This window comes from Synechococcus sp. PROS-7-1, assembly GCF_014279795.1.
In the GTDB taxonomy this organism is placed as follows: Bacteria; Cyanobacteriota; Cyanobacteriia; order PCC-6307; family Cyanobiaceae; genus Synechococcus_C.
Genome location: NZ_CP047945.1, coordinates 343,232 through 369,370, shown reverse-complemented (window position 1 = coordinate 369,370; position 26,139 = coordinate 343,232). Strand labels below are relative to the sequence as shown.

Sequence of the window (26,139 nt, the reverse complement as noted above, 5' to 3'; positions counted from 1 at the left end):
TTGATTGGATGGTAAGCAACGGTCAACAGCAGCAGTGCCGAACCAAAAAAAAACTGCCCGAAGGCAGTTGAATAGCGCGCCTGGAGAGATTCGAACTCCCGACCCTCTGATCCGTAGTCAGATGCTCTAATCCGCTGAGCTACAAGCGCTGGCGTCCCACTATCTGACCCCACGAAGGGGCCCTTCGTCAACTGGGGCACATCCCCACGCCAGAATCGTTTCCATTCCTTTCGGTCTCCCTCCATGCCGATCCGCTGGTACGGGCCTGCTGACCCCACTGATCCCACCTATCGGCATTTCAACCGGGTTGTGAATCTCACGCTTCACGGCATGGTGTTTGCTGCAGTGAACAGCGGGCTCTGGTTCCTGCAAGAGATGCGCCATCCCTGGAACCATCTCAATGTTCTGACTGGTCTTTGGCTGGTTGGGCTAGCTGTGCATCTCACGTTGGTACTGAAACTTCGTCCAGAGCTGGATACAGACAACCCGGCGACGTGAAGCCAACATGCAACTGTCTGGCCATTTGCCATGACCACTGCTTGCCATGACCACTGCTTGCCTTGACCACTGCTTGCCATGACCATGGATGCCGCTGATCTGCACGATCTGACCTCGGCCCTCGGCGATCGTCTGTACCTGCAGGTCTCCGGTTGGCACCTGTATCTGAAAGATGCAGGCCTGGCCGAAGCCCTCGCGATCGAATGCAGCGCACTCATCGATCAGGGAGCTGAGATCGCTGCTCGCCAGGCTCTCGAACGTGTCCAGGTCTCGATCGGAGGCGGAAGCAGTCGGCTGCCTTTGGCAAGGCTGTTGCCGTCCTCGCAACTTTCCGACCTCGAACAGATTCTTGAGGACCACTGCCGATAAGGTGCACCCGATCTGGGAACGCGCGTGCTGATCATTGAAGTCACCAACGCACGTGAAGTGGTGCGTCAGCGCATCGGCCGCCTTGGAGAGCGCCTGATTGGCAAGGTCGTGGACCCCGAAGCGCAGGTGGAGAAGGCCCTGATTCAGGAACTTGACACTGCCTTCCGTGAATTCGGAATTGAAGCCAGGATCGTTTCAGTGCAGGGGCCACAGCTCGTGGGCCGGCAGCAGCTTGAGTTACCGATCCAAGTGCGCGACGACAGGACTGTGACCCTCAGCGACGACTGAAGCGCCGCGCAATCCCCTGATTGATCTCAACGACTTCAGCGATCCCGAGCGCCTGCCCGCCCAACGCAAAAAGAACCCCGCCGAAGCCTCCGGAGAGAGCCACCTGGAGCCCACGGCCGATCAGATCAGAAGGCCATTGCACCGTTGTGCTGAGACCCCAAGCAGCACAACCTGCCAGCGCTGCCGCTGCGGTGAGTCGCAAGGCGTCAACCCCCCAGCTACGCAGAGGGAGGCCTCCCAGGCGTTGCTGGAGCACGAGAAGAAGCGCCAAACAGGTGAGGGCATTGATCAATACCGTGGCCAGCACGAGCCCAGGCGCCCCGAAATCGAAGGGCAGCTGAGGCCCCCATGGGGAGGGTCCCCCAACCAAGGCCCAGTCGAACAGCACATTCAGACCGATACCGGCCATCGACAGTCGAAAGGGAGTTGTGCCGTCTCCGAGGGCGTAAAACACCCGCACGAGCACATCGCGACCGAGATAGGCCGGCATGCCGATTCCGTAAGCCATCAAGAGCCCGGTCACCAATTGCGCCGCCTGAGCATCAAAGGCACCGCGCTCATAAACGAGAGACACGATCGGAGCAGCCAACGCCAGAAACAAAGCGCCCAACGGCAGCATCGAGGCGGTGGAGAGCATCAGGCCCTGACGGATCCTGGCAATCAGCTGAGGGCGATCCTCCAGGGCCGTGAGCCTGGAGAACGTGGGTAGAAGCGGCACCAACAGGGCATTGGAAATCAATCCGAGCGGCGTCTGCACCAGAAGATTGGCGTAACCAAGTCCTGCGGCTGCGCCGAGGATCCCCGAGGCGAAGAACAGATCGGTAAACACATTGATCTGCAGCATTCCGGAGGACAGGGTGGCGGGGCCCATCACCTGCCAGACCTCCTGCACGCCGGGGTGACGCCAGTCCCATGACAACTGGAACCGGGCCAGTCGCTGCCGAATCAAGGCCGGCAACTGCAACAACCACTGCAGGACGGCTCCAGAGAGCGTGGCCAAGGCCAGCACCACCCCTCCCCAGAGGGCATGCTCCGGCAGGGCGATGGCAGACCCGAGCTGCCACCAGAGCAATCCGACACCGAGAATCAGCGCCAGGCTGGACATCAGCGGCGAGATCGCTGGAATCCAGAATTCATCGGCGGCATTGAGCGATCCAAAGCCCAGACCGATCAGACCGGCGAGCAGGGCCATCGGGGCCATCACCTGCAACTGCGCGACAGCGATGCGATGCAGCTCGGGCGGAAGGCCTGGCCCGACCAGGGTGATCAATGGACCGGCAGCCATCACCAGCACCACCGTGACAACCAGAAGCAGGGCACTCACCGTGGTGTTCAGGGTGGCCAGGATGTGGGCGCCTTCGTCTCTGGGCCTGCGGCTGAGCACACTCACCATCGCGCTGTGGAAGGGGCCATTGATGCCCCCCAGAAGGATGAGGAGAAAACCCGGAAGCACATAGGCGTAGTTGTAAGCGTCATAGGCAGCGCCGACGCCAAACGCTGCAGCAATCACCAATTGGCGGACAAGGCCACCGAATTTGCTGAAAAGGGTCCCAACGGTGACGACCAGAGCAATGCGCTTGAGAGATCTCGCCATCAGCGCTGCCAGCCGCCACTACTGCTCCAATTCTCGGTTGATTTCCAGGCACCATGGCCTCAACTTGCCCGCCCCCATGACCGGCACCCCTCTCCTCTCATTTGAACCGCTCACGGAGGGGATTTTGATCAAGCGCTACAAGCGCTTTCTGGCAGACATCGAGCTGGAGGACGGATCGTGCGTGACCGCCCACTGCGCCAACACCGGACCGATGACCGGCGTGTTGATTCCTGGCCAGCGGGTGCGCCTGCGCCATGCCCCTTCCCCAACCCGCAAGCTGGCCTGGACCTGGGAACAGGCCGAAGTACCCGGCGCTGATGGGAATCCCTGTTGGGTTGGGATCAACACCGCTTTACCCAACCGGCTGATCAGGGCAGCGATTGAAGCAGGCCTCATGAAGGAGATCGTCGGTCCGATCAGCGAGATCAAAGCCGAAGTTGTCTACGGCGAGAACAAACGCAGTCGGATCGATCTCTTGCTTACGCCATCGGCCGATGCCGCGGATCCAAGACAAATCTATGTAGAAATTAAAAACACAACGTGGTGCGAAGGATCACTGGCTCTCTTCCCCGACACCGTCACCGAACGCGGCCAGAAACATCTCCGGGAACTCATGAGCGTGCTGCCCAACGCCAGAGCCCTTCTTGTGCCTTGCCTAAGCCGCGATGACCTCAGCGCATTCGCACCGGGAGACAGCGCGGATCCCCACTATGGAGAACTCTTCCGACAAGCACTGTTGGAAGGAGTGGAAGTCTTCCCCAGCGCATTCCGCTTCGAGCAAGACAAAGTTCTCTGGCGAGGCAAGCGCGCCGTCCAGGAAAGGCAATCGCCGGTTTGGTAACAACGGCGACTCGAGAAGTGTACGCCGAAGTACATCTTGGGTTCGTGAGACGGTCTTCACGACAGTCCGAACCGCAGTTCCGCTTTCTTTTCATGACAACTGCTTTGAACTCTCCACCAAGGAGGCGAAAAGCCATCCTCCAGGAGGCAAGCCTGCTTGATGGGCCAATGCTCCTTCTGAAAAGCATCCGCGGTTTTAGAACACACCGCTCGCTGACCTGGCTTGCTTGCGTCCCCGTAGCCCTCATGGGCTTGGGCCTCTTCAACCTAACGGCTCACGCTGCTGAACTCCCCGATCTGAACGCAGCGTTTCTCGCCAACAACCTCTGGTTGCTGGTGGCAACCATTCTGGTGATCTTCATGAACGCCGGCTTCGCCATGGTGGAAGCCGGGATGTGTCGCCAGAAGAACGCAGTCAACATCCTCGCCAAGAACCTTTTCGTGTTCGCTCTGGCGGTGACTGCCTACTGGTTCATCGGCTTCTCGCTGATGTATGGCAGCGCCTTCTGGGACGGCATCCTTTATTACGGCAAAGGTGGCGCTTTGGGACTGTTCTTTGATCCCACGGTGACTCCTGAGATGGTCACGGATGGCAGCCTCGTTCCTTCCGTTGATTTCCTTTTCCAGGCTGCTTTCGCAGGAACAGCCGCAACCATCGTTTCCGGACTTGTTGCTGAGCGCGTCAAGTTCGGTGAGTTTGTGATTTTCGCGCTGGTCCTCACCGCCTTTATCTATCCGATTTCCGGCTCCTGGCAGTGGAACGGCGATGGCTGGTTGGCGAAACTTGGTTTCATCGATTTCGCTGGTTCCTCAATCGTTCACTCCGTGGGCGCCTGGGCTGGACTGGTTGGCGCCATGCTGCTCGGACCCCGTATTGGCAAATACGTGAATGGCCGCACCCAAGCCATTCCTGGCCACAACATGGCCATCGCCACACTCGGCGCTTTGATCCTCTGGATCGGCTGGTACGGCTTCAACCCCGGCTCTGTGCTGGCCATGGACCAAACGGTTGCTTTCGTGGCCGTGACGACCACCCTGGCCGCAGCTGGTGGCGCCATTGGCGCAACGGTGGTGTCCACCATCACCTCTGGCAAGCCCGATCTCACCATGATCATTAACGGCATCCTGGCCGGCTTGGTGAGCATCACCGCAGGTTGCGGAAACATGACCATGGTCGGTTCCTGGGTGGCTGGCCTGATCGGCGGCATCATCGTGGTGTTCTCGGTCGCAGCTCTCGACAACGCAGGCATCGATGATCCTGTCGGCGCTTTCTCCGTCCACGGCGTGTGCGGCGTCTGGGGCACCCTGGTCGTTGGCTTGTGGGGCGTTGACGGTGCCACCGGCATCGGCCTTTTCAACGGCGGTGGCATCTCCCAGCTGGGCATCCAAGCTGTTGGCTGCGCGGCTTATGCCATCTGGACAATCGTGACGTGCTGGATCGCCTGGAGCATCATCGGTGCTCTGTTCGGAGGCCTCCGTGTCTCCGAAGAAGAAGAGACCATGGGTCTTGATATCGGGGAGCACGGCATGGAGGCCTATCCCGATTTCGCTTCTTCTGGGAACTGATTCCCTGTTTCAGCGATCCAAAGCCCTGGCCCTACAGCCAGGGCTTTTTTTTGGACCGGTGAGCTCCTCTCAGAAGAGGGGAGTCAAGCCTGACCCGCAGCCCATAGAGTCATCGCATCGTCGTCGCGACCATGGATACCCACGCCTTCAAGCGCTCCCTGCACCATTCCGACCGCTACAACCGCCGAGGGTTCGGACGTGCAGAAGAAGTGGCCGGAAGCCTGGAGCAGGCCTACCAGAGCAGCCTGATTGGATCCATTCGTGACAACGGGTACCGCCTGAACCACGGTCGGCTTCAAGTGCGCCTCGCCAAGGACTTCGGCTTCTGCTGGGGCGTGGAGCGCGCGGTCGCCATGGCCTATGAGACTCGAAAGCACTACCCCAGTGAACGCTTGTGGATCACCAATGAGATCATTCACAACCCTTCCGTGAATGACCACCTCCGGGAGATGAACGTTCAATTCATCCCGGTTGAGCAAGGTGTGAAGGACTTCTCCGGTGTCACCTCGGGAGATGTGGTGATCCTTCCCGCATTTGGCGCAACGGTTCAGGAGATGCAGCTGCTCAATGAACGGGGATGCCACATCGTTGACACCACTTGCCCCTGGGTCTCCAAGGTTTGGAACACCGTGGAGAAGCACAAGAAGCAGACATTCACCTCAATCATTCACGGCAAGGTGAAGCATGAGGAGACCCTGGCCACCAGCTCCTTCGCTGGAACCTACCTTGTGGTTCTTGACCTTGAAGAAGCGCAGATCGTCGCGGATTACATCCTCGGCAAAGGAGACCGGAGCAGCTTCATGGCTCGCTTTTCCAAAGCATGTTCCCCGGGCTTCGATCCGGATCAGGATCTTGAAAAACTCGGCGTTGCCAATCAGACCACCATGCTCAAACGGGAAACCGAAGAGATCGGTCGCCTGTTTGAACGCACCATGCTCAGCAAATTCGGCCCAACGCAACTCAATGAGCATTTCCTGGCGTTCAACACCATTTGCGATGCCACCCAGGAACGCCAAGACGCAATGTTTTCCCTTGTGGATGAACCCCTCGACCTGATGGTGGTGATCGGCGGCTACAACTCCTCCAACACCACGCACCTTCAGGAAATCGCCATCAACCGCGGCATCCGCTCCTTCCACATCGACACACCAGAGCGCATCAGTGCCGACAACAGCATCGAACACAAGCCTCTGGGCCAAGAGCTCATCCGCGAACAGAATTTCCTGCCGGGAGGGACCGTCACGGTGGGCATCACATCCGGCGCCTCGACCCCGGATCGTGTTGTGGAACACGTCATCCAGCAATTAATCAGTCTCAGCGAGACAAACTAAAGACCTGTTCGCTTTACATTGGTTCATCTTGGGGATCACCCCTGCCAGGGACGCTCATCTGTGTTGCTCTTGTCGAGACCACCAGCCGATTCCCTTCGCACCTTCCATGGCCAGGATCCACAGGTGCGCTGTTATCGCAGCCACTTCAGTGACTGCATGGAGATGCGCGCCAGTTCAGCTGTGGTGGCCAGCTATCTCGATCGACATGACGAATGGTTCCGCCGTTGCGCCGCACCGATGGAGGTGCAGGCTCTTGATTCGCAGGCTTATGTCCTGACCCTTGGGCGATTCGGAAATTTTGGCTTCGAGGTGGAGCCCACAATCGCCTTGCGCCTGCTGCCTGGACATGAGGGCAGCTACGCCATTGAAACGGTGACGCTGCCAGCAGCAGATCCAGCATTGGCCGCGCTCTATGACGTTGATTTTCAGGCTGGCCTCACCCTGATCGACGACGTTGAGCAGGGTCGACCTGCGACCTGTGTGCGCTGGGAGCTGGATCTCACCATCTGGATCTCACTTCCCAAGGTGATCACCATGCTCCCCGATGGCCTGGTGCAATCCAGCGGCGATCGACTGCTGCGTCAGATCGTGAGGCAAATCTCACGGAGGCTCACCTGGAAGGTGCAAGAAGACTTCCATGGAAGCCATGGGCTTGTATGCCCGCCGCGACGACGGGCCACCTTCTAATCGCCTCGCGAGCGGTCAGCGACTCGACCAGATCTTGTTGACGATTTCCATTCCGCTGACCGCCTGCCAGAGGAAAAGAGTCATCATCCCCATATTGAGACCGACATGGGCCTTGCGGGCGATCACATTGCCTTGCTGCATGAAGGGTGACAGGGACGCCGCCACCGCAACCATGGCCGTCATGGCCAGTCCGGCAAGGAGGTGAGGACCCACGAACAACTTGTCGTTGTTCAGGTAGGTGACCGCCATGCCACCAATGCTGCCGAGAACGATCAGTCCAAGCAGCAGCCCACCCCAACGGAAATGACGCTGGGCGAACTTTCCAGGAATCAAAGCTTTGCGCTGTTCAGGCGTTCCCGTGCGGGTCTTCTTGGCTTTAATCCCCAGATACATCGCATAGGCAGACGCCAAGAGCAGCACCCACATCATCAGTGGGTGAACGAAACTCAGGGCGAAAGGCAGCGCGGCAAGCGTCATCACAAGTCATCGCGTGGAAGCTGGGGCGAGGCTAGGACTCCGTGGTCATTCGAAGCGACACCCAAGAACTCAATGCAGGAAGTGCCGCCGCCCCGTGAGCAGCATCGCCAGCCCGAGTTCATCACACGCCTTGATGGAATCCTCGTCACGTTTGCTGCCTCCCGGATGTATCACAGCCGTGATGCCGTGCTGCGCCGCCAATCGCACCGTGTCATCGAATGGGAAGAAGCCATCACTGGCGAGAACGGCACCACGAGCTCGATCCCCTGACGCCTCGAGGGCAATCCGAGCTGACCCAACCCGGTTCATCTGCCCCGCACCAATTCCGAGGCTCTGACCGTCTCTGGCCACAACGATGGCATTGGAGCGGACATGACGGACCAACTGCCAGGCGAAGCAAAGGTCATCGCGCTCAGCCTGACTGGGAGCGCGCTCGGTGGCCACGGTCCACGCGTCCATGGCAACCGGATGGTCATCGAGATCCTGAACCAGCAGACCACCCAGGATGCTGCGCACATGGTCATGCCCGGCCGCATCTATAGCCGTGGGCGGGAGCTCCAAAACCCTGAGATTGCCTTTCGACGCGAGAATCTCCCGGGCCTCGGGCGCATACTCCGGCGCCACCACGCACTCCAGGAACAAGCTGGTGAGTTCACGGGCAGCAGGAGCATCCACGCGGCCATTCACCGCCACAATGCCCCCGAAGGCGCTGACACGATCGCCGTCCAGGGCTCGAGTAAGAGCGGCCGCTTCTCCATCGCCAACCGCCACACCGCAGGGATTGGTGTGTTTCACCACAACAGCCGCCGGCCGCTGAGCGGGATGGCTGCCACTCTGGCCGTAGCCGAACTCCCGCACCGTGGCGAGAGCTGCTTCGAGATCGAGGAGATTGTTGGTGCTCAGCTCCTTCCCCTGCAACTGAATGGCGCCTCCCCAACCAGCCTTGGGTGTGCTGTACCAAGCCGCACCTTGGTGAGGGTTCTCGCCGTAACGCAGCCGCTGTCGCAGGGGCAGGGCTTCCAGCCAAGGGAGTGGAGAGGCTGATGGATCATCGACAGGCTGCAACTCAGGCCGGGTCTGCATCCAGCGCGTGATCGCAGCGTCGTAAGCCGCTGTGTGAGCAAAGGCCTCCAGGGCGAGCCGCCGCCGCAGCGCAGAACTCACGGTCCCTCCCGATTCAGACAGGTCCTGGAGGAAGCGGTCGTATTGGTCGGGGTCGGTCAGTACAGCCACGTATTCATGGTTCTTGGCTGCAGAGCGCACCATCGTGGGGCCGCCGATGTCGATGTTCTCAATCGCCCGCTCCCAGCTCACAGCGGGATCGGCAACGGTCTCACGGAAGGGATACAGGTTGACCACCACCACATCAATCGGCGTGATCTGCTGAGCCTGCAGATCTGCTTCATGCTCTGGATCACCGCGGCGGGCCAGGATTCCGCCATGGATGCGGGGATGGAGTGTCTTCACCCGACCACCCAGGATCTCCGGGGCACCGGTGTGCTCGGCCACAGGCGTGACCGGTAGCCCGGCCTCCTGCAGCACCTTGGCGGTACCGCCACTGGAAAGAAGCTGATACCCGTGACGCTCGTGCAGGGTCTGGGCCAGTGGCACCAGACCACTCTTGTCAGACACACTCAGCAGCGCTGTGGGGGCCATGGCAGCAGGACACAGGGGACACCTTTCGCCAACCTACGCAGCAGTCGGTCAAGATTTTGATGAACGACCTCCTGATCCACTGCGGCGAGGAACAACCTCGGACACGCCTGGTGCTTCTTCACGGCTGGGGGGCCGATGCCAGCGATCTGATGCCCATGGGCGAATCCCTCGGCACTCGCTCTGGATTGGCGATGGAGTGCCTGGCCTTGGAGGCACCATTGCCTCACCCGGCAGGCGTTGGGCGTGAGTGGTACGGGTTATTTCCGCCTCAGTGGGCCGATGTTCCCCAAGCGGTGAACCAGCTCAAAGAGCGCATCGAGGCAATCGATCAGCGGCAGATTCCGCTTTCAAGCACGGTGTTATTGGGTTTTTCCCAGGGAGGCGCCATGGCCCTCGACGTGGGCTGCCAACTCCCTTTGGCGGGAATCATCGGCTGCAGCGCCTATCCCCATCCCGATTGGCAACCAAAAACCGAGCGACCTCCGGTCTTGCTCATTCACGGCCGCAGTGATGAGGTTGTTCCCGTCGAAGCGCAAACAAAATTGGCCGAACAACTGGGCGGTGAGAGTGAGACATGCCGTCTGATCACCTTCTCAGGAGGGCACACCATTCCTGATACCACGCAATCTCGGATGGTTCAGGCCCTGCAGTCCTGGCTGAAGCCAATCAGACAGGACCCTTAGCAAGTCGGCTCAAACGAACGCGTATTCGTATTCCTCCATCTCCTCCCAGTCGTCGGAGGCAAGCTCGAGGCCTTCGAAGATCACCTCTTCGCCGACATTGTCGACAATCAAGCGCAAGGAGGGGAACAGAAAATGGTTTTCTTCGGCGTATTGCGCGCTGAACAGACCCTTTTCTCCCCAGAAGAAACGATCTGTGGTGTGCTCGTTGCGCCGCACGTTCAGAAGGGCAGGAGGCACCAGTCCGCCTTCAGCGATAAAGCGGCGGGCTGCAGTGACGGGTTTGTGCTCACCGGTTTCGAGATGGAACGTCGGCACATGGGCAAGAACCCGTTGACCGGCAAGACGTCGGCGGCTGATCCGCTTGCGCTTCTTAGACATAGTGGTGGTCGCCCCTCTAGGGGGAGAAAGAAAAAACAGTGGACAAGCGGGAAGAGCCGTGAATTCAGCGCGTACCGCAGGACGCTCATCACAAGCATCCAGAATTCAGCGCTCCAATCACGGAATTGCAGGCAAGCTGCTTCCGTGATTGGACACGCACTGTTGAACTCGCCAGCAAGGCTGCTGACGACAACAGAAGATTCATCAACCTCTGCTGTAACCTTGGTCGTGCGTAAAGCGCAACCTTGATCCAACAATCGACAAAACCCGAACTCCGCGAGGTCGGGCCATTGGTCGTTCATCTGATCTTAAGACTTTTTTCTGAATTGGCAAGCGAGTGGCGTCTGTCGCCTCTTTGACAGTTTCCGAACTCCGCCCAGCTGATGCATCTTTCCGATCGGTTTCTGGCTCTGGCGCAGCAACATCTCAACGCCCTGACCACCGACGGAGCCGCCGATCGCCTGGCCCTCTACCTCACGGAGCGGCAGGAAGGAGCTACACCGAGCCTCACCCTCGTCGCCCAGTCCCCCCAGGAAGTCGCCCTTCCTGACTCAATCGCCCAGGATCCAAGCCTACGCAGCGCTGCTCCGGAACGACGCTGGTACCCCCTGCGCTATCGCTCCTTGCTCCTTGGGGTGCTGCGAGCTGAACAGAGTGAGGACGGAGGGCAAGCCGCTGCCCACAACCGCCGCCTGCAAACCTGCGCCGAAACCCTCGCCTGCATTCGCGGACTGGAACTTGAGCAAAACCGGCTGAATGGCCAGCTGGATGCCCAGCGTCAGCAGTTGTCGGTGATGGTGCACCAACTCCGTAATCCGCTGACAGCCCTGAGAACCTACGCCCAGCTGCTGCTCCGGCGCCTCGGTCCCGATGACCAGCAGCGGCCACTGGTGGAGAACCTGATCCGGGAACAGGTTGAGCTCGATCGTTATGTGACCTCTCTCGACAGGATCGGCAGGGAGGAGCTGCGGCTTGAGCCGGAGAACGCCACCCCACTGCTGCTGCCACCGGTGCCTGCTGACGCACCCGATCTCACGATCGCCGACCTGTTGAGCCCTCTCGTGGAACGCGCCGCTGCAACGGCCGCGCTGCAGGGACGGCTGTGGCGAGAACCGGAGCGATGGCCGAGCTGGACGCAGAAACAACGCCCGGCCGCCGATGCTGTAACCGCTGAGATCGTGGCCAACCTGCTGGAAAACGCCTTTCGTTACAGCCCCAATGGCTGTGACCTGGGCCTGCACTTGCTTGACCATGGGGTGTGCGTTTGGGATGCAGGCCCGCCCATTCCCGAGAACGAGCGAGAACGGATTTTTCTGAAAGGGGTCCGCGGGAGCACCAGCGGCGAGCGAACAGGATCAGGCCTCGGTCTCGCCCTGGCACAGACGCTTGCCCGGCAACGAGGAGGACAGCTCGAGCTCCTGCGATCACCGGCAGACCTGGATCCCTGTCTGCCAAATCAGGGCAATGCCTTCCTGCTCAGCCTGCCCCCCACAACGCAGGAAAGAGCAGCGCTGCGCTCAGCAGAGTGACGGTCTCTCCCCACACCAGACAAGCTCCGTAGGTGTCACCGGTGTGACCACCCAGGCGTTTCCCGAGACACTCCACGACCAGCCAAGCCGCTCCCAGACCCACCACCGAGACCAAAGCCAAGGACTGAAGGAGACCGCCCCCCCACAAGGCCGCACCCCACAGGAGCAGCACGATCAGGGTGATGGCCGGCACCCAGTCCTGGGTCCCACGCCAGTGCCGGCGATGAAAGGCCGCCGTCCCGCCTTGGCGAAGGTAAGGAAACCGTGCCATGGCAGCGAGAGGCGCCATCCGGCCGATCACAGCAGCCATCACCAGCGCAATCGGGCCCCATGTCCCCAGCCTGATCAAGGCCCCCGCTTGCAGAAGCACAACAAGCAAGAGAGCCAGAACACCGCTAGCTCCAACACGACTGTCGTCCATGGCTTCAAGGCATCGCTCTTGCCCTGCAGCCAGACCGTCGGCCGTATCCATCAGGCCGTCGACATGCAATCCACCCGTAAGCCAGGCTCCCAGGGCGATGACCATCAAGGCACAGCTCTCAGCCGACCAGTTCATGGCACTCAGCACGAGCCAGAGCAACGCCTGAAGGCCACCGATCACCAGACCGATCCAGGGAGCAAAGCGAGCAATGCGCTCAAACCGTGGTGAAGGCCAGGGCCAGGCGGGCAGAACGGAATAGAAAATCCAGGCACCGGCAAGATCCCGAAGCCAAAACAGAGAAGCGATCCTCAGGGGGCATCATCGGCGGTCTGACCTCACCGTAGGGTCAAGACCTGGGCGGAGATGCGGGTGTTCGACTTCCAGATCAACGCAACATGCCGGCACACCGCTGCACGCTGCGGTTGTTTTGAGACTCCCCATGGAGCGGTGAGTACGCCGCGATTCATGCCTGTGGGAACGCTGGCCACCGTGAAGGGCGTCACGGCCGATCAACTGGCCACCACGGGAGCACAGATGGTGCTCTCAAACACGTACCACCTGCATCTCCAACCCGGTGAAGCCGTGGTGGAGGCCGCCGGCGGGCTCCATCGCTTCATGGGCTGGCAGGGCCCAATGCTCACCGATTCAGGGGGATTTCAGGTGTTCAGCCTGGGGGACCTCAATCGCATCGACGACCATGGCGTTGATTTCCGCAACCCCCGGGACGGCAGCCGCATCCTGCTGACGCCGGAACGGTCGATGGAGATCCAGATGGCGCTAGGCGCGGATGTGGCCATGGCGTTTGACCAGTGCCCTCCATACCCCGCCACGGAAAATGATGTGGAGGAAGCAAGTCGGCGCACCCATGCCTGGCTCGAACGTTGCGTGGCCTCCCACACGCGCAACGACCAAGCCTTGTTCGGGATCGTGCAAGGGGGATGCTTCCCCCACCTGCGGGAAGCCAGCGCGAGGGCAGTCGCCGACTTCGACCTCCCGGGCATCGCCATCGGCGGCGTCAGCGTGGGAGAGCCGGTGGAGGACATGCACCGCATTGTTCGGCAGGTCACGCCCCTGCTTCCGCATGACCGTCCGCGGTACCTGATGGGCATCGGCACGCTGCAGGAAATGGCCGTTGCTGTTGCCAATGGAATCGATCTGTTCGACTGCGTGCTCCCCACCCGCCTGGGGCGTCACGGCACAGCCATGGTGGCCGGGGAACGCTGGAACCTCCGCAACGCCCGCTTCCGGCACGACCACACACCGCTCGACCCCACATGCCCCTGCATCGCCTGCCAGCAGCACACCAGGGCCTACCTGCACCACTTGATCCGCAGTGAAGAGCTGCTCGGACTGACCCTGTTGAGCCTGCACAACCTCACGCATCTGATCCGCTTCACCAGTGCCATGGAACGCGCCATTCGCGATGGCTGTTTTGCAGAGGATTTCCGTCCCTGGAACGACGACTCACCGGCCCATCACACGTGGTAGCGTCCGCACACTGACCGAACTGTTCGCCGGGATGGCTGCCTTCTCCCTTGACCTGCTGGCCCAACTTCCCGAGGCCTACCAGGCATTCGGCCCACTGATCGACATCCTGCCGATCATCCCAGTGTTTTTCCTGCTTCTGGCCTTCGTTTGGCAGGCCTCTGTGGGCTTTCGTTAAGCGCGTTAACGCCGACGACTACCAGCTCGAAGCACAGCCCAAGCGAATTGGGGGAGCACTAGATAACGCCGCCAACGTGATGGGTCCTGGAGCAGCCTGAACAGCCATTCCAGTTGCAGTCGACTGGTCCACTCCGGTGCGCGCTGCTTGAGGCCGGACCAGACGTCGAAGCTGCCACCCACGCCCATCCAGAGACCTGGAAGTGACTGACGCATGCTCTGCGCCCAGACTTCCTGACGGGGCACACCAAGAGCCACCAGCACGAGATCAGGCCGCAGACCACGCAGGCGAGACTCCAGAGCTGGCCAAGCATCTGACGCTTGAAATCCGTGCTCTGCCATCAGCAACCGCAAGCGGGGATGGCTCTGAGCCAGCGTGGTTTTCAAACGCTCCATCACCTCGGGTGAACCACCCACCAGGGCGACGGACCAGTTATGCACTTCGGCATAGCTGAGCAGAGACCAGGCGAGCTCAATACCAGGGCTGCGACGCACCCTGACCCCCTGGCGACCGAGAGCCCAGACCACTCCTGCTCCATCGGGAACCACCAGGTCGGCCTGGGCAATCACCGCTCCCAGATCTGCGTCCTGACGGGCCCGCATCGTCATCTCAGCATTAAGCGTCACGATCTGCCCCCCACCTTCTTCATGCAGGCCGATGGCTGAAGCTGCCACGTCGCGGCAAGCATCAACAGGAACCCCAAGAACGTGGCAGCGACGGCGATCTCGCGGGCCAGTGCTGATTGTTTCCATCTCCGAAACGGCTCCGAGAGAGAATCTAAGTCCGGTCGAACGAGAGGCCATGGTTCTGTCCCATCCGGTTGCCGGGAATGAGCAAGAGAAGCTGGCCCAGTTGCAGCACCTGGACAGCGCCATTGAAGCTGTGGTCTTGCAACGGCAGAACCCTCTCAGCGGACTCCTTCCTGCGAGCACAGCCCACACCGTTCACGGCAACTACGGCGATGCCTGGGTTCGCGACTGCGTGTACTCGATCCAGTGCGTTTGGGGACTGGCGATTGCCCACCGCAAACTCCTCGGTCCATGCCAACGCAGCTGGGAACTGGAGCAGCGGGTGGTTGACCTCATGCGCGGACTGCTCAGCGCAATGATGCGGCAGGCGCAAAAGGTTGAACGCTTCAAGCAAAGCCTGGATCCGCTGGATGCACTCCATGCCAAGTACGACAGCCGCAATGGTGAACCGGTGGTGCCCGATGACGGCTGGGGGCACCTCCAGCTGGATGCCACATCACTCTTTCTGCTCCAACTGGCCCAGTTGAGCCGCAGTGGCCTGGCCGTGATCCACAACCGCCATGAGGCGGCCTTCATTCAGAACCTGGTTTATTACGTCGCCCGGGCTTACCAGACCCCCGATTACGGCATCTGGGAACGGGGAGACAAGGGCAACCACGGACTGCCAGAACGCAATGCCAGCTCGATCGGCATGGCGAAGGCGGCTCTAGAGGCCCTGGACGGCGTGGATCTCTTCGCCGCACACGGCGATGGCAGCGTGACCGTGCTGATCCCCCCTGGTGCGGTGGTGCGTCTCCGGCGAGCGCTGCAAGGGCTTCTCCCTCGCGAATCCGCCAGCAAAGAGGTGGACAGCGCCTGCCTTTCGGTGATCGGCTATCCCGCCTGGGCTCTCGAGGATCCTGAGCTCGTTGAACGCACGGCCCGACGCATCCGCAGGGAGCTGGGCGGTCTCTACGGGTACAAGCGCTTTCGGCGCGACGGCCACCAAACCGTGGTGGAAGACATCACCCGACTGCACTACGAATGCGATGAACTGGCCACGTTTGAAGGGGTCGAGTCGGAGTGGCCCCTGTTCTTGGCCTATGAACTGGTCACCGCCTGTTTTGAGGAGCGCTGGGATGAAGCCAGACAGTGGCGCCATCGCCTCGAAGCTCTGCGCGTGGAACGCAACGGGCAGATGCTCTACCCGGAGCTGTACCTGGTTCCTGCAGAAGCCCTGGAGCGCGAACGCCAAGTGCCCGGGAGCCAGAAACGGATCGCCAATGACAATGTCCCCCTGCTTTGGACGCAGAGCCTGGCCTGGCTCGGAGAGATGCTGATGGATGGGCTGATCGAGGCGGCAGACCTCGATCCCTGCGGCCGACGTCTGCCCTCCGTTCTTGGCGCTGAGTCGGTGCTGGTCTGCCTCGTCCCGAACGAGTCCAGCGTGGCCTCGCGGCTGAAGGAGCTGGGCCTTCCGGTCAGCGATTCAGAGACTGCAGGGATCGAAGTTCTGAGCTCTGATGCCCTGCGCCAACACCTGGGCGCTGTCGGCGTGGACGAGGCTCTCGGCCTGAGCGGTCATCCAGCTGTGAGGCCTGAGACGGCTGCCAGTGCCAGGCTCTATCGACTGGGTGACAGGCAGCTGGCCTTTCTGCCCGCCGTTCTTGAAGAGGGGACATTTTACCTCAGTCACGACCCCAGACACCTGGTGGACAGTGTGGTGAACGAGCTGCATCTCCTGCAGAGGCACTGGCAAGGGCCTGGCTCACCCCTGCTCTTGATTCCGGTGCAAGCCTCCTTGCTGGAGCGGGGTGACAGCCATCTGCTCGCCCTCACTGAGCGTCTCCGCAGTGGTTGCGTAGAAGACGTCCGCGTGGAGTTCGCCAATCTGGAAACCCTGGCGGCCCGCGCCCAGTGGCATGAACTGCCGGGATCGCCAGGGACCTCGAACCTGACAGCCGCGGCCAATGCCAAGCAACTGCTGAAGGCCTCAACGGATCTGAGTGACCTCACCGCTGCTCAGGAACAGGAGCTGGACGACACATCGTTGGAGGAGCTGCGGCGGCGCATCTGGTCCAGCAACTCCCTGCGCGAGCAGGCCGAAGTGCTGGAGTTGCTCTCGCGCAAGCTGGGGAGCGCGTCGATCCTGAGCGGCCCTCAGGGTGCGCCGGTGGAGATCAAAACGCTGCTTGAGGAGATTTACAGACGGGGGCTGCAGCAGGAGGACTGGAACGTGGCCCGTCGCTGCGCCGGCGCCATGGGACTCATTCACCCGCAGCTGGACGACGCACTCATCGACCTGCTCAGCCGGCAAAAGCAGGTGGTGGTTGGACGGAATTACACCAAGGCCTCACGACTAAGCACTCCCGTGTCCAGCCAGGCGATTGCAGCCCTGATCGAGCAAACATGCGGCAGTGATGGTCGCGAGTGGATGCTGCAGCAGGAACTCTTGCTGGCGCTCGACGGAATCGCACGACGCGAACCGGACATGATCCGAGGTTCTCTGACCTTCCAGCTGGGGCAGTTGCTGCTGCTGCTCACATCAGAGCTTGCTGCTGAACGACAACTCAGCCAGGACGAAGCCTTCGAAGCCGTGTGTGATGAACCGCCGCACCGCCTTGGCCAACGGCTACGCACGGTGTTGGAGGATGTCGATCACGCCCGCGACGCCTTGCAGCGGCGGGAGTTGCTGCATGTGCGCGGGACGGTGCAATGGAGTGTGCCGGAACCCCTTGAAGCCGGCCCCGGTGGCAACGACTGGCTCCAACACCGCATTCGTCTGGGCTCCCTCCAGCAGGTCCCCAAGGAGTTTTATGCAGGCATCTGGTCGCTTCTGCACCACTGCCGGGGTCTGGTGATTGGTGACAAACTTGAACGCCGCAATCGGCTGACCAGCGCCCTTCTGTTGGAGAAAACCCCCGGCGAGCGCAACTTCGCGATCCAAGTTGAACATCTTCTGAGCCGAATCACCGCTCCCGAGTACCGGCAACTTTGCACGGAAACCCTGCTCTCACTGATGGCTTTTGCGACCGCCAATCCTAGGATCCAGATCGACGACGACATCGCTCTGGACGTCGTGATCGGCCATGCGGTTCGCGTTGGATGGCACGCCACCCACCCCGACGTGAGCGAAGCTGATTACGCCCAACACAAAGCCAGTGCGTGGGATCAGTTTTACCGCTCATCCCCTGCCCTCTGCCGGCACTGGCAGATCGAGGCCCTGCGTCAGCTCGCCGATCAGGACACTCTCAACTGAAACCCTGAGGCACGAGTGACCCGACTCAGATCGGCGCCTCAAGCGGAATGCCAACGCCAGGCTGTTCCACTGCCTGCTCAATCAGATCAGCCAACCGCAGAGCCCTGGAAGCCTGTTGCCCATCCACTGCAGGCGTCTCCCGGCCGCGCACGCACTGAAGGAAATGCTCGAGCTCGGCGTAGAGGGGTTCGATGGACGTGGTGCTCACCTCCTCGATGAACCCGTCGTTTCTGTAAAGCAATTCACCGTGGTCAGCCGAGTACCACTCATGGGCACGCCGGTGGATGTGCAGGTTGTGATTGAGAAAATCCGTCTCCACCAGACTCGAGCGGCAGTGCGCGCTGAGGCTTCTGATCTTGCGATGACTCATCTTGCTGGCCGTGAGACTGGCCACCACACCATTGTCGAAACCCAGCGTGGCATTCACATAGTCAATCGGGCCTGCCGAGCTGCGACCACCGGCCGCAGCCAGATGCACCACCGATGAGCCGGCCAGTTCCAGCACAAGGTCGAGATCGTGAATCATCAGATCCAAAACCACGGACACATCATTGGCGCGGTCGGCATGGGGACTGTGACGGCGTGCCTCCAACACCACAACCTCCTCATTGGCCACCACTTTGGTGAGCTCCCGGAAAGCAGGGTTAAAGCGCTCAATATGTCCAACCTGAAGCAGACGGCCACCTCGGCTGGCGGCATCAATCAGAGCAGCAGCCTCCTCCTGACTTGCCGCGATGGGCTTTTCAATCAGAACGTGCAGACCAGCTTCCAGGCAAGCCAGACCCACGGAGTGATGGAGCAGGGTCGGAACAGCAATGCAAACGGCCTCGACCTCAGCGAGCATGTCGCGGTAATCAGCGAACCAGCGACATCCGAACTGCTCTCTGGCCAAACTCCCACGGGCGGAATCCGGATCAGCCACACCGATCAGATCAGCGTCTTTCAGAAGGCTGAGAACGCGGGCATGGTGCCAGCCCATGTTGCCGATGCCGATCACGCCGACCTTCACCGGAACCATGGTGTCGGTCATCAGCGAGCCTGCGCGAACGCGCTGATTATCGGTGATCGACGCGGCGGTTAGTGAAACGGAATTACGGCTCTTCTGAATTGGGAGAGTCCTGGGTGGCGACCTCCTGGTCCGGCAGCATCAGACGCACGCGCACAATCCGAGGTCCCGCCATGGCGAAGATCTCGAACTGAACACCGTCATGGCGCAGAGCTTCGCCGGGGGAAGGGATGTGCTGGAGTTTTTCCAGGAGGAAGCCGGCAAGGGTGTGGTGATCACTGGCCTCTGGCAAATCCAGAGAGAGCTGGCGGTTGAGCTCGAAGATCTCCAGATCGCCGGCAACAAGCCAGGCTCCCGGTTGGCCTTCCACCGCCTGAAGATCAGGTTCGTCGCTCTCCTCGGCAGGCTCATCGCCAACGATTTCGCCGTTGAGATCGGCAGCGGTAACCAGTCCCTCGGTACCGCCATGTTCATCCACCACCAAAAGCAAGGGATGACCGGAACGGATGATCGCCAAGAGGTCAGCAAGGTTGCTGGTTTCCAGAACGGTTTCAGCAGGCATCAGGTAAGGCTCTAACGAAGAGTCTTCCTTCAGTTCTCCCCGGGCGATCGGTTCGGCTAGGCGCCTGAGATCGAGAACACCACGAACGTCATCAAGCGATTGACCGATCACGGGAAAACGAGCATGACGGGTGCGATGCACCGCCTCCATCAGCCCAGCGAAGCGCACCTCAACCGGCAGGGTGACCATCCCAGAGCGGGGCACCATCACCTCCCGCACCTGGGTATCGCGCAAAGCGAACACACCCTCAAGGATGTTGCGCTCATCGGGCTTGAGCCCTGTCACACCGCCGCTTTCGATCAAGGTTTCCAGCTCACTGGCCGACAGCACCGAAACGGTGGCGCCCCAGCGTTGACTGAGGCCGACGAGACGAAGAAGAAGGCTGGCCAGACCGTTGAGGAGCGTGAGAAGGGGCTGCAATGCCCGGATCGCGCCCTCCAGCACTGGCCCCAGCTGCAGCGCCGCCCGTTCGGGGCGACTGAGCACCCAAGCCCGGGGCAACATCCCAGCGACCAGGGTGGCCATCACCACCAGCACAAGGAACCAGGCCAGATCCCACCAACGACCGGAAGGCATATCCAGGGGCCACCAGCGCTGACCGAAGCCCCGACCTGTCCAGCCGAGCGCCACAAGCGACAGCGACGTACCGAACTGGGTCATGAGCAGCGCTGTTGGCAAGCGCCGCTGCAGCCTCTGCAACGCCTGAGCACCGGGCCGACCTTGCTCGCTGAACTCCTGCACCTGACTGGGCCGGAGTCTCAGCAATGCCACCTCGGCTGCCGAAAACAGAGCCGGTAGAACCAGCAGCGCGATCAGCAGAAAGGGGCGCATTCGGGGGAGGGGATGGGGGTCGCGAGGATCGAACTCGCCTTAGGCGAATTATGAGTTCGCTGCATTCACCAGATTGCTAGACCCCCGCAACCGAGGTCTTACCACAGAGCCCGAACAGCAGGAAAGGGGTCTGGTGACGGCTGGACTACGGGCTCGGGCTGCTGCATCTCCTCAGCCAGGCTGCTGCCAAATCCATTGGACAAATCAACCGTGCGCCAGGGAATCGGTGCGCTCTGCTCTTCAAGCAGGATCCGGGTGGTGTTCTGCAGAGCGGATCCGTCCCAGATGATGGTCTGATCGGGGAATCCCAGACCCATCAATCGTTGGCCATCGGACCCAGCCAGGGCGATTCCGAACAAATCAGTGACCTGGTGGAGAAGATCGACCCCTCGGGCATAGGACGACGTCCAGGTGTAAAAACGACGCTCGATCAGGGCTTCGGTGGTCTCCACAGGAGCACAGCGGGTCACCTCCACAGGCTGGGCGACGCCTTCAGCCGGAGCCGAGATCCCTGCAGGTGCTTCCAATGTGGTGGTGCAGACCATCGGCCTGGCCAGTCCTTTGGGACACAGGGCCAGAGGAATGAACAGAAGCAAGGGGCTGGGGCGACGCCTGGCCACAGAACGAAGGCAACTCTGCGCGCAAACTAGGCAGAGGATTCGCCGTGCACCAGCCCCCCATGACCGATCGTTCCGACCCATCCATGGATCGCGATGTTCTTCTCGACCGCCTGGCGCGGGAGGCCTATCGGTTTGGAGACTTCACCCTGGCCTCTGGCCGCAGCAGCAACCATTACGTGAACTGCAAGCCCGTCGCTCTCAGTGGCAGCGGCCTGGCCCTGCTGAGTCCGGCGATGCTCGCGCTGGTGGACGTGGAGGCCGTGGCCGTGGGGGGACTCACCCTCGGTGCTGATCCCTTGGTGAGCGGTGTGGCGATGGCGGCCGCGCAGCAAGGTCGTGCACTCGATGCCCTGATCGTGCGTAAACAGGCGAAGGGCCATGGCACTGGGGCCTGGCTCGAGGGGCCTTTGCCCGCACCAGGCGCCCGCGTCACGGTGCTGGAAGATGTCGTCACCACCGGTGGCTCATCAATCAAAGCCGTGCAGCAGCTCCGTGAGGCGGGGTACAGCGTGGGCCGGGTTGTGACGATTGTGGATCGTGAGGAAGGGGGCAACGCCGCGATGGCCGCGGCCGATCTCGAGCTGGTCAGCCTGTTCAAACTGGACCAGGTGGCAACCCGCGCCAAGGAGCTAACGGCTTGACGATGGATGGATCGAAACCACAAGCCCTCCTCTGGGACTCACACTTTGATGTCGTCCGACTCGAGGGTTCGGGCTGCGCAAGATTCCTGAACGGCCAAACGAGCGCCAAGGTGGAGGGAACACCCTCAGGGCAATTGATTCAAGCGTGCTGGCTGAATGCCACGGGCCGGGTGCAGGCGCTGCTGGAGCTCCGCCTCGACGATCAAGGCGCCGATGTGCTGGTGCTCAACGGCGACGCTGACCAGCTAGCCATAGGCCTGGATCGGGTGATCTTCCCAGCGGACCGCGTCAGGCTTGGTGCGCCGCGACAACAACGGCGCCTGCAGCACCTGAACAGCGACCAGATAGCAGGTGTGGAGACCGTGCTGTGGCTCGATGACGCCGCCGTCCCTCCTCCGCCGTGGGGTCGAATGCGAGCGTGCAGCGCGGCCGACCTTGAGCGCTGGCGGCTTTGGCAAGGCTGGCCCCTCGGCGCCGAAGAGATCAATGGCGACACCAATCCTTTTGAGCTGGGCCTGGCGGGGTGGGTGAACCTCGAGAAGGGGTGCTATCTGGGCCAAGAAACCCTGGCCAAACTGGGATCTCGCGGTGCAGTGAAACAGCAGTTGCGCTGCTGGCAATGCGCCGATCCAGAGGCCGCAGAGCTCAAGCCAGGGGATGGGCTGACCCTGAACGGTGAACGCGCCGGACGCATCACCAGCGTTGCTGATCCCGACGGGAGCGAACCTCGGCATGGCTTAGCTCTAATCCGCCGCCAAGCACTCGAGGCCACATCCCTGCACACCGAATCCACGGAGTCCCGGCCCCATCCATTGACGGTGACCGTGCAGCGCCCCGGAGCCTTTCAAGAACCACCAAGCGGGGGTTAACCCTTCCGCTTCGTTTCGTCTTGCGCCAACAGCCAGGCGGCCACCGCCCAGGTCGCCAGGCCGTCATCCCGGTTGTAGGCAAAAATCCAGCGCAAAGCCTGCACGTGGCCCCGGTCCCCCAGGCCGGTTCCCCGCCACTGCCGCCACCAAAGCAGTGCCCTGGCACCATCCACTCCAGCCTGTCCCCAGCGGAAGCCGAGCCAGTCGGCCACGGTCTTGAGCCCGTAGCTGTTCAGCGGCAGGCGCCAATGACGGCGCAATCTCTCGTGAACATCCACCAGCCGACGTCGCAACGCCATCAGCTCCGCATCCCCAATCCCCTGACGCTGGGCCATACGACGCAGCGCCAGGGATTCGGTTTCTCCGTAATGGAGCACGGGCCAATCGGGGTAACGCCCCAGCATCCGCTGGAGACGCGTCCAACAAGCCCCCTCCCCATGCTCCTGCAGCGCCAGCAAAGGCTGATAGGTCGCCAGTGAGAGATCCCAGCGACCATCAAGCCCTCTTGGCAAGCGCACGAATCCATGCAGGAAATCGTCGCGGGCATCGGGATCGGATTCAATGTCATACAACAGCACCCCAGGCGCTTCAGCCAGTTCCGGAAGGGCTGGTGGTGCAGCCAGTGGCTCTGCACATCCATCGCGTTGGGCCCGTGCCTGAGCCACCAGAGGTGCCGCCACAGCACCATGCTGCTCACCAAATCGCTCGAGCTGCAGCGCCAACCGCTCCGGATCGGCGTCGGCCAGAGCCGCCAGGCCATCAATGCCGAGCTCCATCAGCATCTCTCGGCGTTTGGCACCGATGCCGCTCACTTCACTGAGATGGCCTTCACGAGCAGCGTCGGCATTGCACACGCCACGCCATGAGCACAACGTGCATTTGCGTCGGTCCGCCGCCAGAGCCGGCGGAGTGGGGCGACTCAGATCTGCCGCGAGCTTGGAGAGAGACTCATCAAGTTGATGCTGAAGTCCGCCGCCAAGCGGCACGGTTTCCCGCTCGAGGCGTCGGCCGGAGCCAGCCAGAGCAAGGCCATCGATGACAGGCGCCTGCTGGAGGCGTTCGAGCAGACGCCCGGCCAGAGCCAGTTGCAGCCTGTGTTCACGCGTCAGCCGTCGCCCCTGCCGTGCCAGAACAGGTCGGTAGACAAAACGTCCCCAACGGCTAGCCCCCTCTCGACGCTGAAGAAGAGCAGGGTGAGCCTCAACAGGGAAACCATCCCGGGTGGTGGAGCGCAGCCGCAATCCCACCACGCCACTTTCTCCCTGTTCACAGGCCTGCAGTCCATGACCAGGTTTCTTGGCCAGAAGAGCCACAAAACTGCGCTGCTGATCATCGAGCTGAAGCGTCCTGTGGGCCGTGTAAAGCCTCAACTGGTTATCTCCATGGCGATCCAGCCAGGCACGTCGGCGACAGCGCGTCCAGCTGCGCAGCAGACGGTCTGTGAGCGGCTTGTCAGCAGAGCGGGTGTCACCCATGGGCCGACGTTACGGCGGCCGGCTGCTAGATCCAGTGCATTGCAGGCTTCCTATGGCGTCGGCTCCTCTTCCCTTGACGGCAGCACCAATCCGTTTCGGAACCGATGGGTGGCGCGGAATTCTCGGGGTGGACATCACCGTGGAGCGGCTGCTGCCGGTCGCGGCGGCAGCCGCCCGGGAACTGGCCTATCAGGCACCTGAGAGCCTTAAAAGCCGCACGGTCGTGATCGGTTATGACCGGCGTTTTCTGGCTCCTGAGCTGGCCGAAGCGATCGCCGCGGCCGTCCGCGGGGCCGGATTGGATCCCTTGCTTACGACCGCACCGGTGCCCACTCCCGCCTGCAGCTGGGCTGTGGTGCAGCGCCAAGCCCTCGGCGCCCTCGTGATCACCGCCAGTCACAACCCACCGGAATGGTTGGGCCTGAAGATCAAAGGGCCCTTCGGCGGCTCCGTGGAGGGTGAATTCACGGCTGCGGTGGAACAGCGGCTGGCCGCAGGGGGAATCACCGTTCCTGTCGCTGGTGACCTGCCCCGTTTTGATGCTCGGGACGAGCATCTCCAGGGCCTGCGCAACAAGCTTGATTTGAGCGCTATCACTCAGGGCCTGAGATCCATGGGCCTGAAGGTGATCGTGGATCCAATGCACGGCTCCGCCGCCGGCTGTGTGCAGGACCTCCTTGGTGCAGAGGCGAAAGGAATCGTCTCCGAAATTCGCAGTGTCCGCGATCCCCTCTTCGGAGGATGCCCGCCGGAACCTCTGGCCCCCCATCTGGAACAGTTGATCGCCGCCGTGCAGGCCTCCACGCAGGCAGGTGAGCCCGCCGTCGGCCTGGTGTTCGATGGCGATGGTGACAGGATCGCGGCCGTTGATGAAACCGGTTGTTTCTGCAGCACCCAGCAGTTAATGCCTCTTCTGATCGACCATCTGGCAGGGTCCAGAAAGCTGCCGGGCACTGTTGTGAAGACCGTGAGCGGCTCTGACCTGATGCGCCTGGTTGCCGAGGATCTCGGTCGAACCGTGCTCGAACTGCCCGTGGGCTTCAAGTACATCGCTGCCGAGATGTTGAGCGGAGATGTCTTGATCGGCGGCGAGGAATCCGGCGGCGTCGGCTTCGGCATGCACCTACCGGAACGGGACGCCCTGTTCGCAGCGATGTTGGTTCTTGAGGCTCTTGTGGAGGGCGGCAAGCCTCTGGGGAAACGCCTCGAGGCATTGCGGGATCGTTGCGGAGGTGCCGGCCATTACGACCGCCTCGACCTGCGCCTGCCCGATATGGCCTCGCGCCGCCGCCTCGAGGCACTGCTTGGGGACCAGCCACCGCAGACGGTGGCTGGTGTTGCCGTTCAGGAGGTGATCACCACCGATGGGGTGAAACTGCGACTCGGCCCAAGCCATTGGCTAATGCTCCGTTTCTCTGGAACCGAACCGCTGTTGCGCCTCTACTGCGAGGCGCCAGACGCTGGGCGTGTAGCCGAAGTGCTCGCCTGGGCCCGCAGCTTCGCGGAGGCAGCATGAGTCCGTCCCCGCGAACGTTGGTGATCGCCAGTGGCAATCGCGGCAAGATCCGAGAGTTCGAACACCTTCTGAGCAGTCTTCCGCTTCGAATCACCGCCCAACCGGAGGGGCTGGAGGTGGAGGAAACGGGGCAGACATTCGCGGCCAATGCCCGCTTGAAAGCCTTAGCCGTCGCCAACGCCACCGAGTCCTGGGCCCTCGCGGACGACTCTGGCTTGAGCGTTGACGCTCTCAACGGAGCCCCTGGGGTGCATTCCGCCCGCTATGCCCCAACCGACCCGGAACGCATCAGCCGACTGCTCGAGGCTCTAAAAGATCAGGACAACCGAAGCGCGCATTTTTGTGCCGCCTTATGTCTGGCGGCACCTGGCGATGGCGTGCTGCTGGAGGTGCAGGGACGCTGCGAAGGACAGATCACCCGAAGCCCCAGAGGCGAGGGGGGCTTCGGGTATGACCCGATCTTCGAGGTGGATGACACCGCACGCACCTTCGCCGAAATGTCCACACCCGAGAAGAAAGCGCAAGGCCACCGGGGCCGGGCCTTCGCCCTGCTGGAACCCCAGCTCCGGCAACTCCTCTTCAAGGCCTGAGGCTACCGTGGTGACCTATGTCACGAAGTCCTGACAGATGACTCCTGTACCGTGAACGCTGT

Annotated in this window: 26 protein-coding genes and 2 tRNA genes; 16 read left to right on the top strand and 12 right to left on the bottom strand. The window is 61.6% G+C overall.

Annotation, left to right across the window (positions count from 1 at the left end):
• Nucleotides 1-75: 75 nt before the first annotated feature.
• Nucleotides 76-149 (bottom strand) — tRNA-Arg (locus tag SynPROS71_RS01755).
• A 94-nt stretch (nt 150-243) separates the two neighbouring features.
• On the opposite strand from SynPROS71_RS01755, the gene SynPROS71_RS01750 reads away from it, so the two are divergent.
• The 3 genes from SynPROS71_RS01750 to SynPROS71_RS01740 all read left to right on the top strand — a co-directional run bounded on the left by SynPROS71_RS01750 (nt 244) and on the right by SynPROS71_RS01740 (nt 1,155).
• Nucleotides 244-498 carry a hypothetical protein gene (locus SynPROS71_RS01750; RefSeq protein WP_186596236.1) on the top strand — a complete coding sequence of 85 codons (255 nt, stop codon included), beginning with the start codon at nt 244-246 and terminating at the stop codon, nt 496-498.
• 78 nt (nt 499-576) lie between these two features.
• Nucleotides 577-867, top strand: a complete 291-nt coding sequence (locus SynPROS71_RS01745) for a DUF3181 family protein (protein ID WP_186596234.1) — start codon at nt 577-579, stop codon at nt 865-867.
• 24 nt (nt 868-891) lie between these two features.
• Entirely contained in the window at nt 892-1,155 is a 264-nt protein-coding gene (locus SynPROS71_RS01740; protein WP_186585776.1) for a cytochrome-c oxidase, read from the top strand.
• Here SynPROS71_RS01740 and murJ read toward each other — a convergent pair.
• Nucleotides 1,142-2,749, bottom strand: coding sequence for a murein biosynthesis integral membrane protein MurJ (gene murJ, locus SynPROS71_RS01735; RefSeq protein WP_186596233.1), 1,608 nt, complete (start codon nt 2,747-2,749; stop codon nt 1,142-1,144). The two genes, SynPROS71_RS01740 and murJ, sit on opposite strands and share 14 nt — an antisense overlap.
• Before the next feature lie 76 nt (nt 2,750-2,825).
• Here murJ and sfsA point away from each other — a divergent pair, with 76 nt between their 5' ends.
• From sfsA to SynPROS71_RS01715, 4 genes are all read left to right on the top strand, one after another.
• Nucleotides 2,826-3,590 carry a DNA/RNA nuclease SfsA gene (gene sfsA / locus SynPROS71_RS01730; RefSeq protein ID WP_186596231.1) on the top strand — a complete coding sequence of 255 codons (765 nt, stop codon included), beginning with the start codon at nt 2,826-2,828 and terminating at the stop codon, nt 3,588-3,590.
• Nucleotides 3,591-3,682: 92 nt separating this feature from the next.
• Nucleotides 3,683-5,155, top strand: coding sequence for an ammonium transporter (locus tag SynPROS71_RS01725; RefSeq protein ID WP_186596229.1), 1,473 nt, complete (start codon nt 3,683-3,685; stop codon nt 5,153-5,155).
• Nucleotides 5,156-5,286: 131 nt separating this feature from the next.
• Nucleotides 5,287-6,486: a 4-hydroxy-3-methylbut-2-enyl diphosphate reductase gene (locus SynPROS71_RS01720; protein WP_186596227.1), complete on the top strand. Its 1,200-nt coding sequence runs from the start codon at nt 5,287-5,289 to the stop codon at nt 6,484-6,486.
• A gap of 60 nt (nt 6,487-6,546) precedes the next feature.
• A complete protein-coding gene (locus SynPROS71_RS01715; protein WP_186596225.1) occupies nt 6,547-7,173 on the top strand; it encodes a DUF1997 domain-containing protein in 627 nt (208 codons plus the stop codon).
• Between the two features lie 15 nt (nt 7,174-7,188).
• On the opposite strand, the gene SynPROS71_RS01710 is transcribed toward SynPROS71_RS01715, so the two are convergent.
• Together SynPROS71_RS01710 and purH are read right to left on the bottom strand one after the other, a co-directional pair.
• Nucleotides 7,189-7,650 (bottom strand): DUF4079 domain-containing protein, encoded by a 462-nt coding sequence (locus SynPROS71_RS01710; protein WP_186596223.1) that lies wholly within the window; start codon nt 7,648-7,650, stop codon nt 7,189-7,191.
• A 69-nt stretch (nt 7,651-7,719) separates the two neighbouring features.
• A complete protein-coding gene (gene purH, locus SynPROS71_RS01705) occupies nt 7,720-9,306 on the bottom strand; it encodes a bifunctional phosphoribosylaminoimidazolecarboxamide formyltransferase/IMP cyclohydrolase (protein WP_186596221.1) in 1,587 nt (528 codons plus the stop codon).
• Nucleotides 9,307-9,365: 59 nt separating this feature from the next.
• Between purH and SynPROS71_RS01700 the strand changes: the two genes are divergently transcribed.
• On the top strand, nt 9,366-9,989 hold the full coding sequence (locus SynPROS71_RS01700) for an alpha/beta hydrolase (RefSeq protein ID WP_186596219.1): 624 nt from the start codon (nt 9,366-9,368) through the stop codon (nt 9,987-9,989).
• Between the two features lie 9 nt (nt 9,990-9,998).
• Here SynPROS71_RS01700 and SynPROS71_RS01695 read toward each other — a convergent pair whose 3' ends face one another.
• Complete coding sequence (locus SynPROS71_RS01695) at nt 9,999-10,367, bottom strand: DUF3155 domain-containing protein (protein ID WP_186583974.1); 369 nt, start codon at nt 10,365-10,367, stop codon at nt 9,999-10,001.
• Between the two features lie 383 nt (nt 10,368-10,750).
• On the opposite strand from SynPROS71_RS01695, the gene SynPROS71_RS01690 reads away from it, so the two are divergent.
• Nucleotides 10,751-11,896, top strand: coding sequence for a sensor histidine kinase KdpD (locus tag SynPROS71_RS01690; protein WP_186596217.1), 1,146 nt, complete (start codon nt 10,751-10,753; stop codon nt 11,894-11,896).
• Here SynPROS71_RS01690 and cobS read toward each other — a convergent pair.
• Nucleotides 11,844-12,623: an adenosylcobinamide-GDP ribazoletransferase gene (gene cobS, locus SynPROS71_RS01685; protein ID WP_186597811.1), complete on the bottom strand. Its 780-nt coding sequence runs from the start codon at nt 12,621-12,623 to the stop codon at nt 11,844-11,846. The genes SynPROS71_RS01690 and cobS overlap by 53 nt on opposite strands.
• A gap of 63 nt (nt 12,624-12,686) precedes the next feature.
• Here cobS and tgt point away from each other — a divergent pair, with 63 nt between their 5' ends.
• Entirely contained in the window at nt 12,687-13,805 is a 1,119-nt protein-coding gene (gene tgt, locus SynPROS71_RS01680; protein WP_186597810.1) for a tRNA guanosine(34) transglycosylase Tgt, read from the top strand.
• A 31-nt stretch (nt 13,806-13,836) separates the two neighbouring features.
• The gene (locus SynPROS71_RS01675; RefSeq protein ID WP_006042358.1) at nt 13,837-13,980 is read left to right on the top strand and encodes a photosystem II reaction center protein K; all 144 of its coding nucleotides are present in this window, start codon (nt 13,837-13,839) and stop codon (nt 13,978-13,980) included.
• A 5-nt stretch (nt 13,981-13,985) separates the two neighbouring features.
• Here the strand turns inward: SynPROS71_RS01675 and SynPROS71_RS01670 are convergent, their stop codons facing one another.
• On the bottom strand, nt 13,986-14,732 hold the full coding sequence (locus tag SynPROS71_RS01670) for a WecB/TagA/CpsF family glycosyltransferase (protein WP_186597809.1): 747 nt from the start codon (nt 14,730-14,732) through the stop codon (nt 13,986-13,988).
• Between the two features lie 49 nt (nt 14,733-14,781).
• Here SynPROS71_RS01670 and SynPROS71_RS01665 point away from each other — a divergent pair, with 49 nt between their 5' ends.
• Nucleotides 14,782-17,967, top strand: a complete 3,186-nt coding sequence (locus SynPROS71_RS01665; RefSeq protein WP_186596215.1) for a glycoside hydrolase family 15 protein — start codon at nt 14,782-14,784, stop codon at nt 17,965-17,967.
• A 25-nt stretch (nt 17,968-17,992) separates the two neighbouring features.
• On the opposite strand, the gene SynPROS71_RS01660 is transcribed toward SynPROS71_RS01665, so the two are convergent.
• The 4 genes from SynPROS71_RS01660 to SynPROS71_RS01645 all read right to left on the bottom strand — a co-directional run bounded on the left by SynPROS71_RS01660 (nt 17,993) and on the right by SynPROS71_RS01645 (nt 20,986).
• Entirely contained in the window at nt 17,993-18,997 is a 1,005-nt protein-coding gene (locus SynPROS71_RS01660) for a Gfo/Idh/MocA family protein (RefSeq protein ID WP_186596214.1), read from the bottom strand.
• 61 nt (nt 18,998-19,058) lie between these two features.
• The gene (locus tag SynPROS71_RS01655; protein ID WP_186596213.1) at nt 19,059-20,366 is read right to left on the bottom strand and encodes a hemolysin family protein; all 1,308 of its coding nucleotides are present in this window, start codon (nt 20,364-20,366) and stop codon (nt 19,059-19,061) included.
• Between the two features lie 13 nt (nt 20,367-20,379).
• A tRNA-Ile gene (locus SynPROS71_RS01650) sits at nt 20,380-20,452 on the bottom strand.
• Nucleotides 20,453-20,464: 12 nt separating this feature from the next.
• Nucleotides 20,465-20,986, bottom strand: a complete 522-nt coding sequence (locus SynPROS71_RS01645) for a hypothetical protein (protein ID WP_370586839.1) — start codon at nt 20,984-20,986, stop codon at nt 20,465-20,467.
• A 59-nt stretch (nt 20,987-21,045) separates the two neighbouring features.
• On the opposite strand from SynPROS71_RS01645, the gene pyrE reads away from it, so the two are divergent.
• Both pyrE and SynPROS71_RS01635 read left to right on the top strand, forming a co-directional pair.
• The gene (gene pyrE / locus SynPROS71_RS01640) at nt 21,046-21,627 is read left to right on the top strand and encodes an orotate phosphoribosyltransferase (protein ID WP_186596212.1); all 582 of its coding nucleotides are present in this window, start codon (nt 21,046-21,048) and stop codon (nt 21,625-21,627) included.
• Nucleotides 21,624-22,496 (top strand): folate-binding protein YgfZ, encoded by an 873-nt coding sequence (locus SynPROS71_RS01635; protein WP_186596211.1) that lies wholly within the window; start codon nt 21,624-21,626, stop codon nt 22,494-22,496. Before pyrE ends, SynPROS71_RS01635 begins: the two co-directional genes overlap by 4 nt.
• On the opposite strand, the gene SynPROS71_RS01630 is transcribed toward SynPROS71_RS01635, so the two are convergent.
• Nucleotides 22,493-23,971 carry a TM0106 family RecB-like putative nuclease gene (locus SynPROS71_RS01630; RefSeq protein ID WP_186596210.1) on the bottom strand — a complete coding sequence of 493 codons (1,479 nt, stop codon included), beginning with the start codon at nt 23,969-23,971 and terminating at the stop codon, nt 22,493-22,495. The two genes, SynPROS71_RS01635 and SynPROS71_RS01630, sit on opposite strands and share 4 nt — an antisense overlap.
• A 52-nt stretch (nt 23,972-24,023) precedes the next feature.
• Between SynPROS71_RS01630 and SynPROS71_RS01625 the strand changes: the two genes are divergently transcribed.
• Nucleotides 24,024-25,487 carry a phosphoglucomutase/phosphomannomutase family protein gene (locus tag SynPROS71_RS01625; protein ID WP_186597807.1) on the top strand — a complete coding sequence of 488 codons (1,464 nt, stop codon included), beginning with the start codon at nt 24,024-24,026 and terminating at the stop codon, nt 25,485-25,487.
• Entirely contained in the window at nt 25,484-26,077 is a 594-nt protein-coding gene (gene rdgB, locus SynPROS71_RS01620) for an RdgB/HAM1 family non-canonical purine NTP pyrophosphatase (protein WP_186596209.1), read from the top strand. Before SynPROS71_RS01625 ends, rdgB begins: the two co-directional genes overlap by 4 nt.
• The last annotated feature ends 62 nt before the right edge of the window (nt 26,078-26,139 follow it).

Coding starts and splice junctions, on each gene's coding strand:
- SynPROS71_RS01655 (WP_186596213.1), bottom strand. CDS start 20,366: ATGCGCCCCTTTCTGCTGATCGCGCTGCTGGTTCTACCGGCTCTGTTT.
- sfsA (WP_186596231.1), top strand. CDS start 2,826: ATGACCGGCACCCCTCTCCTCTCATTTGAACCGCTCACGGAGGGGATT.
- SynPROS71_RS01630 (WP_186596210.1), bottom strand. CDS start 23,971: ATGGGTGACACCCGCTCTGCTGACAAGCCGCTCACAGACCGTCTGCTG.
- rdgB (WP_186596209.1), top strand. CDS start 25,484: ATGAGTCCGTCCCCGCGAACGTTGGTGATCGCCAGTGGCAATCGCGGC.
- SynPROS71_RS01670 (WP_186597809.1), bottom strand. CDS start 14,732: ATGGAAACAATCAGCACTGGCCCGCGAGATCGCCGTCGCTGCCACGTT.
- SynPROS71_RS01745 (WP_186596234.1), top strand. CDS start 577: ATGACCATGGATGCCGCTGATCTGCACGATCTGACCTCGGCCCTCGGC.
- purH (WP_186596221.1), bottom strand. CDS start 9,306: ATGGCCCCCACAGCGCTGCTGAGTGTGTCTGACAAGAGTGGTCTGGTG.
- SynPROS71_RS01660 (WP_186596214.1), bottom strand. CDS start 18,997: ATGACCGACACCATGGTTCCGGTGAAGGTCGGCGTGATCGGCATCGGC.
- murJ (WP_186596233.1), bottom strand. CDS start 2,749: ATGGCGAGATCTCTCAAGCGCATTGCTCTGGTCGTCACCGTTGGGACC.
- SynPROS71_RS01695 (WP_186583974.1), bottom strand. CDS start 10,367: ATGTCTAAGAAGCGCAAGCGGATCAGCCGCCGACGTCTTGCCGGTCAA.
- SynPROS71_RS01675 (WP_006042358.1), top strand. CDS start 13,837: ATGGCTGCCTTCTCCCTTGACCTGCTGGCCCAACTTCCCGAGGCCTAC.
- SynPROS71_RS01625 (WP_186597807.1), top strand. CDS start 24,024: ATGGCGTCGGCTCCTCTTCCCTTGACGGCAGCACCAATCCGTTTCGGA.
- SynPROS71_RS01725 (WP_186596229.1), top strand. CDS start 3,683: ATGACAACTGCTTTGAACTCTCCACCAAGGAGGCGAAAAGCCATCCTC.
- SynPROS71_RS01700 (WP_186596219.1), top strand. CDS start 9,366: ATGAACGACCTCCTGATCCACTGCGGCGAGGAACAACCTCGGACACGC.
- pyrE (WP_186596212.1), top strand. CDS start 21,046: ATGACCGATCGTTCCGACCCATCCATGGATCGCGATGTTCTTCTCGAC.
- SynPROS71_RS01665 (WP_186596215.1), top strand. CDS start 14,782: ATGGTTCTGTCCCATCCGGTTGCCGGGAATGAGCAAGAGAAGCTGGCC.
- SynPROS71_RS01690 (WP_186596217.1), top strand. CDS start 10,751: ATGCATCTTTCCGATCGGTTTCTGGCTCTGGCGCAGCAACATCTCAAC.
- SynPROS71_RS01750 (WP_186596236.1), top strand. CDS start 244: ATGCCGATCCGCTGGTACGGGCCTGCTGACCCCACTGATCCCACCTAT.
- SynPROS71_RS01720 (WP_186596227.1), top strand. CDS start 5,287: ATGGATACCCACGCCTTCAAGCGCTCCCTGCACCATTCCGACCGCTAC.
- SynPROS71_RS01710 (WP_186596223.1), bottom strand. CDS start 7,650: ATGACGCTTGCCGCGCTGCCTTTCGCCCTGAGTTTCGTTCACCCACTG.